At 40.1% G+C, this 13,942-nt stretch carries 8 protein-coding genes; all 8 read left to right on the top strand.

Annotation, left to right across the window (positions count from 1 at the left end; genetic code table 11):
* Positions 1–246: 246 nt before the first annotated feature.
* The 8 genes from HCX49_RS09450 (at position 247) to HCX49_RS09415 (ending at position 13,557) form a co-directional block, all read left to right on the top strand.
* On the top strand, positions 247–1,920 hold the full coding sequence (locus HCX49_RS09450; RefSeq protein WP_168126887.1) for a ribulokinase: 1,674 nt from the start codon (positions 247–249) through the stop codon (positions 1,918–1,920).
* Positions 1,921–1,991: 71 nt separating this feature from the next.
* Positions 1,992–2,690: an L-ribulose-5-phosphate 4-epimerase gene (locus HCX49_RS09445; RefSeq protein WP_168126886.1), complete on the top strand. Its 699-nt coding sequence runs from the start codon at positions 1,992–1,994 to the stop codon at positions 2,688–2,690.
* A 77-nt stretch (positions 2,691–2,767) separates the two neighbouring features.
* Positions 2,768–4,270 carry an L-arabinose isomerase gene (araA, locus tag HCX49_RS09440; RefSeq protein WP_132773883.1) on the top strand — a complete coding sequence of 501 codons (1,503 nt, stop codon included), beginning with the start codon at positions 2,768–2,770 and terminating at the stop codon, positions 4,268–4,270.
* A 66-nt stretch (positions 4,271–4,336) separates the two neighbouring features.
* Positions 4,337–6,037, top strand: coding sequence for a sodium:solute symporter family transporter (locus tag HCX49_RS09435; protein ID WP_132773881.1), 1,701 nt, complete (start codon positions 4,337–4,339; stop codon positions 6,035–6,037).
* A 37-nt stretch (positions 6,038–6,074) separates the two neighbouring features.
* Positions 6,075–7,217 carry an aldose epimerase family protein gene (locus tag HCX49_RS09430; protein ID WP_021188843.1) on the top strand — a complete coding sequence of 381 codons (1,143 nt, stop codon included), beginning with the start codon at positions 6,075–6,077 and terminating at the stop codon, positions 7,215–7,217.
* A gap of 6 nt (positions 7,218–7,223) precedes the next feature.
* On the top strand, positions 7,224–9,185 hold the full coding sequence (locus HCX49_RS09425; protein ID WP_021188842.1) for an alpha-L-arabinofuranosidase C-terminal domain-containing protein: 1,962 nt from the start codon (positions 7,224–7,226) through the stop codon (positions 9,183–9,185).
* A gap of 713 nt (positions 9,186–9,898) precedes the next feature.
* Positions 9,899–12,472 carry an alpha-L-arabinofuranosidase C-terminal domain-containing protein gene (locus tag HCX49_RS09420; protein WP_168126885.1) on the top strand — a complete coding sequence of 858 codons (2,574 nt, stop codon included), beginning with the start codon at positions 9,899–9,901 and terminating at the stop codon, positions 12,470–12,472.
* Between the two features lie 8 nt (positions 12,473–12,480).
* On the top strand, positions 12,481–13,557 hold the full coding sequence (locus tag HCX49_RS09415) for a glycoside hydrolase family 43 protein (protein ID WP_206368347.1): 1,077 nt from the start codon (positions 12,481–12,483) through the stop codon (positions 13,555–13,557).
* Positions 13,558–13,942 lie beyond the last annotated feature (385 nt).

The following is a 13,942-nucleotide window of genomic DNA, read 5'->3' as shown; positions in this document are numbered from 1 at the left end:
ATCTATCTAGTATTTCATATAAAAAACCATTCTATAACGATTAACTTATATCGTATTTATATAAACGGATTAATATTTTATTTCTATACAAAACAACGAAAAATAAATTAAAATTTCATTTTTTAAAAAAATAAATGTTAATTTGACATTAATTACTCCGATTAACAACTCAGCTTGCTGGATTTAAATAGTTTGTTTTCTAAGTAAGAGATTATAAATCAATATTATAAACCAAAAACACAAATAATGAAGAAAGCTTATGTGATCGGCTTAGATTACGGTAGTGATTCCGTTCGATCGGTTTTAGTAGATGCGGATAATGGCGTAGAGATATCTAGTGCAGTTTTTTACTATCCGCGATGGAACAGCGGAGAGTTTTGTGATCCGGTGACAAGTCAATTTCGGCAGCATCCTTTAGATTATATTGAAGGATTGGAATTTACAATACTTGAATGTCTTCAAAAGTCAGGTAATGCTGAAATTGCCAAATCTGTAAAAGCAATTTCTATTGATACAACTGGTTCTACTCCTATAGCAGTTGATGAAAAGGGTATTCCTCTTGCTTTAACTGAACGTTTTGCTAATAATCCGAATGCCATGTTTGTTCTTTGGAAAGATCATACGGCCGTTAGGGAAGCTCAGGAAATTAATGATCATGCTCAAAAATATGATATCGATTATTTAAAATATGTTGGTGGAATTTATTCATCGGAGTGGTTCTGGGCAAAGCTACTGCATGTGCTTCGTGATGATCAGGAAGTGCGCAATGCACTCTATACTTGGGTCGAACATTGTGATTATATACCGTTTTTATTGACAGGAGGCAAACGTGCCCAAGACATTAAGCGTAGTGTCTGTTCAGCAGGGCATAAGTCTTTATGGGCCGCTGAGTTTGGTGGTCTTCCTCCGAATCAATTTTTTGCAGAACTGGATCCGTATTTAGATGGTATGGTAGATCGTTTATTTACCGATACGCATACTGCAGCCGAATCTGCCGGAACACTTTCGGAGGAATGGGCAACCCGATTGGGTCTTTCTACTGAAGTAGTTGTTGGTGTAGGTGCTTTCGACTGTCATATGGGAGCAGTAGGCGGACAGATTGAGCCGTATTATTTAAGTAAAGTGATGGGAACGTCGACTTGTGACATGTTAGTCGCTCCGCATGATGAGGTTGGTGAAACCCTTGTAAAGGGTATATGTGGACAGGTGGATGGATCGATTATCCCTGGCATGATTGGTATGGAAGCGGGTCAGTCGGCTTTTGGCGATGCTTATGCTTGGTTTAAGCAAGTACTATCATGGCCATTCGCTAATATAATTGCACAATCTAATGATATTTCACCAGCAGATAGAGTAAAGATCGCTAACCTAATTGATACACAATTGATTCCTGAGTTAAGTCGAAAAGCTGAAGCACTACCAGTCACAGAATCCTCAGAATTGGCAATAGATTGGTTTAATGGACGTAGGACACCAGATGCTGATCAGACTTTAAAAGGTGCGTTATTGGGTCTTCATCTAGGGACAGATGCAGTGCGAATTTTTCGATCAATCGTCGAAGCGACTTGTTTTGGTGCCAAAAGTATTGCAGATCGTTTTGTTGAGCAAGGTGTACCGGTGAAGGGATTAATCGGGTTAGGTGGCGTTGCAAAGAAATCTCCTTATATCATGCAGACGATGGCTGATGTTATGAATATGCCTATTCGTATTCATAAATCTGAACAGACTTGCGCTATGGGAGCAGCTATGTTTGCTGCTACAGCTGCTGGTATTTATGCAAAGGTTGAAGATGCAATGGAAGCTATGGGACAGGGTTTTGAAAAAACGTATGAGCCTCGTCCAGAAATGGTCGCAATCTATGCCAAAAGATATGAACATTACAAGAGTCTTGGTGCTTTTATCGTAGAAACCAAACATTAATTGTGGCGAAGTAGCGCCTTATTCGTCGCTTCTTATATATATGATTTTTTAATTTTTTGAACTATAAAATAATGATTTATACAGACATAAAAGAAGAAGCTTTTCATTGCAATATGCAATTGCCTAAATTGGGATTGGTGCTTTTTACTTTTGGAAATGTTAGCGTTGCGGATCGTGATCGTGCCGTGTTTGCAATTAAACCTAGTGGTGTACCCTATGATGAATTGACTCCAGATCATATGGTCATTGTTGATTTTGAGGGGCGTGTGGTAGAGGGGAAGCTGAGACCTTCATCTGATACGCAAACTCATGCTGTGCTTTACAAACACTGGACGGAGGTAGGTGGTATTACACATACGCATTCTACTTATGCAACTGCTTGGGCACAGAGCCAACGTGATATTCCAATTTTTGGAACGACTCACGCAGATCACTTAACAACAGACATTCCGTGTGCGTCACCCATGGATGATCAAATGATAATGGGGAATTATGAATATGAAACGGGATTTCAGATTATAAATCATTTTGATGAATATAAACTCGATTATAAAGAAGTTGAAATGGTTTTAGTAGGAAATCATGCTCCATTTACATGGGGGAAAACCGGTGCTAAATCGGTATATAATAGTGCAGTTTTGGAAACGGTGGCACAAATGGCTTTGTTGACAGAACAGATTAATGCGAAAGCGCCACGCCTGAAAGATGCTTTGATCAAAAAGCATTATGAACGTAAGCATGGCGGAGCTTCGTATTATGGGCAAGAGTAAAAAGAATAAATAATCAAATATAAACGAATAAAATTGAAAGGAGATTGGACCTAAAGCCAATCAAGAAATTATAAACTATGAATATCGATTTAAATAAATTGGAAGTTTGGTTCGTTACTGGGAGCCAAGATTTATATGGTGAAGAGACCTTAAAACAGGTGGCTTTACATGCTGAAGAAGTAGCTCAATATTTTTCGGCACATAGGGAGATCCCTGTACAGGTAGTATACAAACCCATTGTCAAAAATAGTGAAGAAATATACAGTACTTTAACTGCAGCTAATGCTGCAGCAAACTGTATCGGTTTGATTACATGGATGCATACATTCTCACCTGCAAAAATGTGGATTAGAGGGTTGCAGGCTTTACAGAAACCATTACTTCACCTGCATACGCAATATAACCGTGATATTCCTTGGAGTACGATGGATATGGATTTTATGAATCTAAACCAAAGTGCACATGGCGATCGTGAGTTTGGTCATATTGTGACCCGATTGAATATCGGTAGAAAAGTAGTTACTGGTCACTGGAAAGATGAGGAGGTAATTGAACGCATAAATGTGTGGGTACGTGCAGCTGCTGCTTGGCATGATTGGCAGGGGGCGAAATTTGTCCGTTTTGGTGATAACATGCGTTATGTTGCGGTTACTGATGGGGATAAAGTGTCGGCTGAGACGCAATTTGGATTTTCAGTGAATACCTACGCCGTTGGCGATCTTGTCGCGGTAGTAGATGCGGTTACGGAATCGGAAATTGATACTTTACTGCAGGAGTACGAGGCCACTTATGATCTCGCAGCTAATGTAGTAGCAGGAGGAGAGCAACGCCAAAGTTTGGTAGAGGCAGCCCGTATTGAGCTTGGATTGAGGAAGTTTTTAGAATCTGGCAATTATAAAGGATTTACCGATACTTTTGAAGATCTTCACGGTCTTGTACAACTGCCTGGATTAGCCGTACAGCGATTGATGGCTGAAGGATATGGATTTGCCGGAGAAGGTGATTGGAAAACACCCGCATTGGTGCGTGCATGTAAAGTAATGGGTGCTGGTTTGCCGGGTACTACAGCTTTTATGGAAGACTACACATATCATTTTGATCCTGAGAATGAAATGGTACTCGGTTCGCATATGCTTGAGGTGGATCCAGCTTTAGCAGCTGATAAGCCTCGAATAGAAGTACATCCGTTGGGAATTGGCGGTAAGGCTGATCCTGCGCGTTTGGTGTTTGATGGCTTAAGTGGTCCTGCTTTGAATGCCTCACTGATTGATTTAGGAACTCGTTTTCGCTTGATCGTCAATAAAGTGATCGGTGTCGATGTGAAAGAGGAGTTGCCTAAATTGCCGGTGGCACGGGTTCTATGGAAACCCCTTCCGGATATGAAAACTGCTTGTAGTGCCTGGATCTATGCTGGTGGGGCTCATCATACTGCTTATAGTTTGAGTTTAAAACCTGAATATCTGGAAGATTTTGCCCGTATTGCTGGACTGGAGTATGTCGCTATTGATGAAAACACGACGTTAACGCATCTGGAAAACCAGTTGAAGTGGAATGAACTCTATTTTTTAATGAAGAAATAAACGGAATGGTCCTGCGCCTTTCTTAATAAAAGGAGTAGGACTTCATCATAAGCAAATCGCAATACTATGGATAAATTTGCAACAGTAGATTACATTATTTTTGTCGTCTACTTTATTATTGTAGCCGGATATGGCTTCTGGATATACAGTAGAAAAACAGCAGCCAACAATAGTAGTAAAGACTATTTCTTGGCAGAGGGTTCATTGACCTGGTGGGCTATTGGAGCCTCATTGATTGCTTCCAATATATCTGCCGAACAATTTATTGGTATGAGTGGAAATGGTTTTGAAGTCGGTATTGCCGTTGCGGCTTACGAACTCATTGCAGCTGTGGCTTTAATTATTGTAGCCGTGTGGTTTATACCGGTTTATCTTAAGAATAAGATCTTTACAATGCCTCAGTTTTTAAACAATCGGTATAATGAAACGACCAGTCTGATCATGGCAGTTTTTTGGCTTTTCTTATATGTGTTTGTCAACCTAACGTCGATCTTATACCTGGGCGCAATCGCTATATCGAGTATGGCTGGTGGAGGAGATAGTTTTCACTTGATTATGGTGGCCTTAGCTGTTTTTGCCGTCATTATTACCTTAGGAGGTATGCGGGTCATCGGTTTTACCGATGTGATCCAAGTGGTGGTTTTGATTATCGGAGGTATCGCTACGACTTACGTTGCATTAACCTTGGTAAGTGAGCACTTCGGTCTTGGTAAGGATGTCTTGGCAGGTTTTAATAAACTCATGGAAGATTCACCTAAGCATTTTGAAATGATCGTGGATAAACCCGGAGTTGGGGCTACACAAGAAGAGATTAACAAATACCTCATGTTGCCAGGGATAGGGATGTACCTAGCTGGTATCTGGATTGTGAACTTGAACTATTGGGGTTGTAACCAATACATCACACAACGTGCTTTGGGAGCTGATCTAAAAACTGCCCGTATGGGTATTTTATTTGCCGGGCTTTTGAAGTTATTGATGCCACTTATCGTCATGCTACCTGGAATTGCCGCGTATGTGCTTTATAAAAATGGTGCATTGCAAGAGGAGATGGCACCAGGAGGGGTATTTCATGCTGACAATGCGTATTCCGCTATTCTAGGTCATTTACCAAATGGTATGAAAGGTTTAGCACTTGCGGCACTAACGGCTGCTATCGTTGCCGGTTTAGCGGGTAAAGCAAATAGTATTGCTACTATTTATACGTTGGATATCTATAAAAAATACATCAATGCCGGAGCATCTGAATCGAAGATGGTGTGGGTAGGTAAAATTACAATTGTCGTTTCTATTCTTGTAGCTGTATTGTTTACTTGGAATGATACCTTAGGCATTGGAGGTGCCGGTGGATTTACCTTTATTCAAAAATATACGGGCTTTATTAGTCCAGGTGTGTTTGCTATGTTTTTATTGGGAATGTTCTGGAAACGTACCACTGGTCCTGCTGCAATCACGGGATTGGTTTCGGGATTTGGTTTATCGATCTTTTTCAATGAATTTGCGACAAAAGTATTTGGTCCTGAAACTTGGCTGTATACAGCCTACATCAATAAAAGTGGTCATTACGAAATTCCATTTCAAATCTGTATGGGACTAGCTTTTGCTTTTACGTTAGCCTTGATGATCGGTGTTAGCTTATTTGGTCCAAAAGAGAATCCAAAGGCATTTGTACTGGACAAAAAAATGTTCAAAGTAGAGCCATCGATTTTGGTATTGATTGTGGTAACACTCTTATTAGTAACAGCTATATATGTGCGTTTTTGGTAGATGTAATAATGATTAATCAATTGTAAATCATAACAATATGAATAGTAAAATTATAAATGGTATTTTGTTGACGTCCGCATTGGCTTGTGGTTGCCAACAGACCTCGAATAAACAGCATACGACTGAAAAAACAGATTCCGTGGATACGTCTTTTGATTCGGTTATCGATAGTAAAGATGTCAAATTGTATACATTAACGAATGGCAAGCTTAAAGCTGCGCTGACAAATTATGGTGCAAGGTTAGTGAACTTACAGGTTCCGGATAAAGCCGGCAACTTGACAGATGTGATCCTTGGTTATGACAGTGCTGCGGAGTATAAAGCTAATGCGAGTAATTTTTATGGGGCTATCGTAGGTCGTTATGGAAATAGAATCGGGGATGCAACTTTCACTTTGCAGGGAGTTAAATACGAACTGGAGAAGAATGATGGAAAAAACTCCCTGCATGGGGGTACTCATGGTGTTTATAATCAGGTATGGGATGTCGCGAACAGTTCGGATTCATCCATTACCTTCACTTATCTTTCTCCTGATGGAGAGGCAGGTTATCCTGGTGAAGTGAAAATGCAAGTAACCTATACCTTAAGTCATACCGGTGGCTTGGTCATGGATTATCAAGCAAATACGGATAAAGAGACGGTACTAAACCTAACGAACCATGCTTATTTCAACCTAAATGGTGCAGGATCTGCAACGATACTGGATCATGAGCTCCAAATCGATGCTGCAGCTATTACGGAAGTGGATGATACCTTGATACCGACTGGAAAGAGTATTCAAGTCGCGGGAACACCATTTGACTTCCGTAAAGGATTTGTCATCGGCGATCGTATTGAAACAGATAATGCTCAGTTGAAGATCGGAAAAGGGTATGATCATAACTTTGAATTGTCTCAAGCGGCTGGTTTTAGAAAGGTTGCTTCTGTGTATGCGCCGAAAACGGGAATAGAAATGCAGGTATTGACTACAGAACCGGGTTTACAGTTTTATAGTGGCAATTTCATGAAGGACACTGATCCTAAAGGAAAAGGTGGTTTGGCATATCCGTTCCGTTCTGCATTTTGTTTAGAAACACAGCATTATCCCGATGCTCCTAATCATCCTGCTTTTGCTTCGACAGTATTGAAACCAGAGCAGACTTATAGCACGAAATCGGAATATAGATTTACGATAAAATAAAATAGGATGAAAAAAATTGAGCTATTACTAGCAGCTTTAATGGCTGGTTCTACACCTTTGTTTGCACAGAGTCCTGTCAATCTTAAAGTAGACCTTGATCAGCCTGCCGGAAAGATGTCACCAGATATGTGGGGTGTTTTCTTTGAAGATATTAACATGGGTGCCGATGGTGGGATATACGCCGAATTGATTAAAAATCGTTCATTCGAATTTAATGAACCTTGGATGGGTTGGAAAAAACTGACCAAAGAACCTGAGGGAGCGTTTCTGATTTTAAACAACAGCAAACGAAAAGGTAATCCGCGTTCATTGAAGATCCATAACCCAAAGGGTGTGCAACTAGGAATACAAAATGAAGGGTTCCGTGGTATGGGAATTAAGAAAGGGGAGCAGTATGAGTTTTCGTTACTCTTTAAACAAGCAACTGCCGGAATGCGTATTCGTGTTGAGTTGCTGGATGATCAGGATAAAGTGGTCGGAAATAGTAGTTTAATATTGTCTAGTGGAAGTGATTGGAAAAGTAGTTCTGCGAAGTTTACGGCTTCAGAGACTGTTGCTAAAGGCAAGTTAAATGTCTGGATCGAAGGAGCTGGAGATGCAGAACTTGATATGATTTCTCTTTTCCCGACGGAGACTTGGAAAAATAGACCTAAAGGTTTGCGGAAAGATATGGTACAGATGCTGGCCGATATGAAGCCTGGATTTATTCGTTTTCCCGGTGGTTGTATTGTGGAAGGTAGGGATTTAGCGAGCCGTTTTCAATGGAAAAAGACGGTCGGCCCGATCGAGGAACGCGAATTGATTATCAACCGTTGGAATACTGAGTTTAAGCACAGACCAGCTCCAGATTATTTTCAAACTTTTGGTTTGGGTTTTTACGAATATTTCTTAATGGCTGAAGATATTGGAGCTAAGGCGGTACCGATCTTAAATTGCGGGATGGCCTGTCAGTTTAATACGGCAGAGCTTGTTCCGATGGATGAGTTGGACACCTATGTACAGGATGCATTGGATCTGATTGAGTTTGCCAATGGGGCAGTTACAACGACCTGGGGTAAACTTCGTTCGGACATGGGGCATCCGGCTCCTTTCAACCTTGAAATGCTTGGTGTAGGAAATGAAAATTGGGGACCTCAGTATATAGAGCGTTTAGCTGCATTCAAAAAGGTTTTAAACGAGAAGCATCCTGAAATAGCCATTATTGCTAGTTCCGGTACAGATCCCGATGGCGAGCGTTTTGCTTATTTGGATGAGCAGCTACGGGATATGAAGATTGATATTATTGATGAGCACTATTATAGACCACCAACGTGGTTTTTATCCAGTGTCTCCCGTTATGATGATTATGACCGTAACGGCCCGAAAGTGTTTGCTGGAGAATATGCTTCGCACACCACCCGACCTAATGGCCCTGGCCGTAGTACTTGGGAAGCGGCGCTTTCAGAGGCAGCTTTCTTGACCGGACTGGAACGAAATGCAGATGTCGTGCAAATGGCATCGTACGCGCCATTATTTGGTCATGTCGATGGTTGGCAATGGACCCCAGACTTGATTTGGGTCGATAATCTACATGCATACGGTACGCCAAGTTATCAGGTACAGAAATTGTACTCGACCAATAAGGGGACTGATATTATCCCCGTTAAATGGAATGGCGATGCGGTGGCAGGGAAGGATAGTTTGTTTGCATCTTCTGTATATGATAGTGCAAAGAAGGAGTTGATCATCAAATTTGTTAATTATAATAGTAAACCGGTACAGGTTAATTTTGATATCAATTCGAAGAAAAAAATGAAACAGGCAGCTGTAAAAACGACCTTGGCAAATGCGGACTTGAGTATTTCGACAAGTTTTGAAGAACCGTTGAAAATACAGCCCAAAGTGGAGCAGGTCAGCTATAAAGGGAAAAAGATAGTGGATACGTTTGCACCATACTCTTTGACCGTCATTAAGTTGGCTGTTCAATAAAATAAGTTTTTTACAATGATACGGTCATGGGTCGCACGTAGATGCAAATCACCATGAACTAAACGAAGCTTTGTCTTAGACAACGCAGTTATATGATTAACTCCTGAAGCCTTCACCTAGGCGTCAGGTTATAAATATACTCGTGATCGTATCATTGTCTTTACCCTGTCGTGTCTGCAAATATGTGATCAGCATGATGCTGGCATTTGTGGGGTGGGATATGATGTGAAGTTCTACTTGGTGCCATTTGGAAAAATAAGTACATCACGGTCTTTAAAACTCAGGTGACACAGTCCATCTTGGTTGTGTTGGTACTGTGGGGCAGATGCAGTTGTAAATCGGAATCGATGCGATCTCGTAAAGATGATACATTGTGATGGTCTTTAAACCGAAAGGTGAAGCAGGCATATGGTTGTGTTGGCGCTTTTAGACTGATGTATACAGTTATTTACGTCGTGTCATTTCAACGTGTTCACTGCAACAATAAGACCTTAAAAGCTGAGGTAAAACAGTCAATCTTGATAGGGTGTGAACTGTTGGACCGATGTTACTTAAAATTCTATTTGGTGCCATCTAGGACTCTTCATGTCATGATAAAAAGAAAGGGTATATAAACACCAGTATTTATAATTCATATCGCTACCATTGGCAAGCTATAGCCAATAATGAAGTTATGAACTTGAACATAAATAACTACTACTAATTTTATTCTGATGAAAAAACAGCTTATTTATATATGCTTATTGTTATTCTTTGTCGTAAAACATGCAGCATTATATGCCAATGAGCCGGATTCGGCTTATATATTTGCCTATAGTTCGGGAAAGAATGATCACCACAACGGGCTACATTTTGCATGGAGCTTGGACAAGAAAAAATGGACCACCATTGGTGCAGAAGCTAGTTTCTTACGATCTGACTACGGTCAATGGGGATCGCAGAAGAAGATGATTGATCCTTTCCTGTTTTTATCACCGACAGGAATCTGGCATTGTGTATGGAGTTTGAATCAAGAAGATGGTGCTTTTGCACATAGTGCATCGCGCGATTTGATCCAATGGGAAAGTCAGTCTTACCCTTTGGTATTTGCCGGAAGCAACTGCCTTAGTCCTGTTATTGATTACAATAAGACAACGGGTACTTACCAAGTGATTTGGAAGACGGATCGGAGCGCTAAAGGATACTACGCTGTAGAAACGAAGGATTTTAAAATGTTTTCTACCGCAAAAAAAGCTACTGTTGTGCATAATACAAAAGTAGCGATCCGTCTCTCTGATGGTAACTATACGGGAACAGTTCATAAAGTCGCGTGGCAAATCCTAGAGAATCTGTTAAAGAAACAGCAGTTGGATGCTTATAAGGGAAAGTTGAATAGTGAACGGATGGTCGATGATGTACAACGCTTTGCTTCACTTACTCCCCTGAAAGGAAATCTAAAATTAGATGAACATATTCCAGCGCGTAAGATCAGTGATCTACTTATCGGAGCATTTTTTGAAGATATCAATTATGCCGCTGATGGTGGATTGTATGCCGAATTAATACAGAATAGGGGATTTGAATATACGCCTATGGATCGAAAAGAATGGCATAGTTTAACTGCTTGGCGCACCACGAATAGGGAAACTGTTATTACGATTGATACGCTATCTCCGATTCATGAAAATAACCGGCATTATGTGACTTTGCAGGGTAAACCTGGAGCAGGAATCGTCAATGAAGGGTTTGGCGGTATTTCCATTAAGAAAGACGAGCAGTATAATTTTTCAATATATGCCCGAGGGAAATCAGGACAGTTGGGCCACTTGCAGATTCGCTTAATCGATGGGCACGGTAATACTATTGGAGAAACAAAAACGAAGAAGTTATCAAAAAAATGGGAACAGTACAAATTGGATATGGTTGGAAATGTGACCATTTCGGATGCTCGATTGGAGATTACTTATTCCAACAATGGAGCCGTCGATATGGACATGGTTTCGTTATTTCCTAAAAATACTTTCCGAAATAGAGCTAACGGTTTAAGAGCAGATCTTGCTAAGACTATTGCTGACATGAAACCTCGGTTTGTGCGTTTCCCTGGCGGCTGTGTAGCTCATGGAGATGGTATCGATAATATCTACCATTGGAAAAATACGATAGGACCTGTGGAGCAACGAAAACCACAGCGTAATCTCTGGGGGTATCATCAATCATTTGGCTTAGGCTATTTTGAATATTTCCAGTTTTGTGAAGATATGGGTGCAGAACCTGTACCCGTGGTGGCTGCAGGTGTACCTTGCCAAAATTCGGGACATCATGGTCACGAACTGGGCGGGCAGCAGTGCGGTATCCCTATGGAGGACATGGGCGATTATATTCAGGATGTTTTGGATCTCATTGAATATGCGAATGGTGATCGTAAGACATTGTGGGGAAAGAAACGTGCTGAAGCGGGTCATCCAGCTCCCTTTAACTTGAAATATATTGGCATTGGTAACGAAGATTTGATTACCGATCTGTTTAAAGAGCGCTTTACCCTGATTTATCAAGCCGTAAAAGAGAAATATCCTGATATTGAAGTCATTGGTACAGCAGGTCCATTTTATGAAGGATCGGACTATGTGGAAGGCTGGGATTTGGCAACTAAATTAAATGTTCCTTTAATCGATGAGCATTATTACAATCCACCGGGTTGGTTTATTCATAATCAGGAGTTTTACGACCGTTATGACCGCAAGAAAGCTAAAGTATATCTTGGTGAATATGCTGCACATGTTCCCAATCGTGCTAGTACGATTGAAACAGCATTGGCAGAGGCATTACACCTGTGCAATGTCGAAAGAAATGCCGATGTAGTCACCATGACTTCATATGCACCTCTGTTGGCCAAAGAAGGTAATACGCAATGGTCTCCAGATTTGATCTACTTTAATAATACGACAGTGAAACCTACTGTGGGTTACTATATCCAGCAGGCATTTGGACAGCATGCAGGCGATACGTATCTCTTTAGTGAATTAAAGTTATCAAATCACGATGAAGCAGTGAACAAACGTGTTGGAAAATCAATTGTGCGCGATGCTAAATCGGGTGATATCATCGTCAAATTGGTGAATTTATTACCTGTTGAAATTGACCTTGATCTTTCGACTATCGGTGTTGCAAATCAACAAGTGAATGCAACTGTTATTTCAGGAAAACCAACAGATCAGACAGCTAAACCTGTTGCAGCAACATTTCAATTAGACAGGTGCAAATTGTCTCCTTATTCGTTCACCGTTTTTCGCATTCCTGCCAAAAAATAGTAAGCATTATGAAAAAGATACAATTTATGATCAGGTGGTCATTGCTGATGTTATTTATACAGCATGGAGCAATTGCACTTGGACAAAGTAAAAAGGCTTTAAAAATTGCTCCAGTAGCCTATCTGTTTGCTTATTTTTCTGACAACAGCCCTGACGGTGAACAGGTTCGCTATGCAATAAGTAAAGATGGTATAGATTTTCAGCCTTTGAATGGAGGGGAACCGGTCATTGCATCGGACAGCATTGCCTTAAAAAAAAGTATTCGGGATCCGCATATTATGCGTGCTGAAGATGGAAAATCGTTCTATATGGTTTTAACGGATATGCGTTCAAGCGAAGGTTGGCAGAGTAATGATGGTATCATCTTGATGAAAAGTACCGATCTTATCCATTGGGAACATCAGGCGATTGATTTTCCAACACGTTTTCCTAATTTAAAAGGATTTGATCAGGAAAATTTACATGCCGTGTGGGCGCCACAAACGATTTGGGATGTAGTCGAGAAAAAATACATGATCTACTATTCGATAGGTAGACATGACTGGGAGTATGCAGTAGGGGATAAAAAACAGCCCTATTTTAAAATCTTCTACTCCTATGCAAATGCCGATTTTACGGATATCAGTACACCAGAGCTGTTATTTGATTTTGGCACAGCAGCCATTGATGGTGATATCGTATATGATAAAAAGATGCAGGAATATGTGTTGTTTTTTAAAGATGAGGGCTTATCTACAGTGAATAATGGTTTTCGTACAAGAAGTGGCGTAATGCGGGCAACAAGTAAAAATATAACTGGACCATATGAGACCGAATATCGTCATCTCAATGTGGATCAAAAGAAACCTGTTGAAGGTTCTAGTGTATTTAAATCGATTCATTCAGATGAATACATTTTGATGTATGACTGCTATACGGAAGGCTATTATCAGTTTTGCAAAAGTTCGGACCTTACGCATTTCAATTTTATAAAAAATACGCCGATGGGTGGAGCATTTACACCAAGGCATGGTTCTGTCATGCCGATAACTGCTAAAGAACTGTCCATGTTGACTAAAAAATATGGAATGCCTACAGGCTTTTAAGATTGGAATGCATAACAGTTCTCCTCCAAATAAAGTCTCAATATAGATGGTCACAGGAAGGAGTGATCATCTATATTGTTGTTAATTAGTCTTTTAAATCTTGTTTGTTAAGTGTAATTACTTAGGTAGATTCAAACTTATATGAATTTTAAAAATAAATGTTTGTTTTACATTTATTTTTTTATATTTGTTTTACAATTATAACCAACACATTTTTAAAACCCTCAATAAAAGACTATGAATTTGTAATGCTATGCTTGACTTTTTTATCAGGGGTAAAAAAAATTTGTCACTTTTTTTTAAGTGTATTTTTAACATTTAATAAATAACTTTTTATGTATTCTTAAACATGCTGACTTGCGGTATACTTGTCGCTTTATTTACG

Origin of the sequence: Sphingobacterium sp. B16(2022) (genome assembly GCF_012030425.1) — a bacterium.
Classification (GTDB): Bacteria; Bacteroidota; Bacteroidia; order Sphingobacteriales; family Sphingobacteriaceae; genus Sphingobacterium; species Sphingobacterium anhuiense.
The sequence above is the reverse complement of the archived record's forward strand: the minus strand, read 5'-3'. Positions and strand labels throughout refer to the sequence as shown.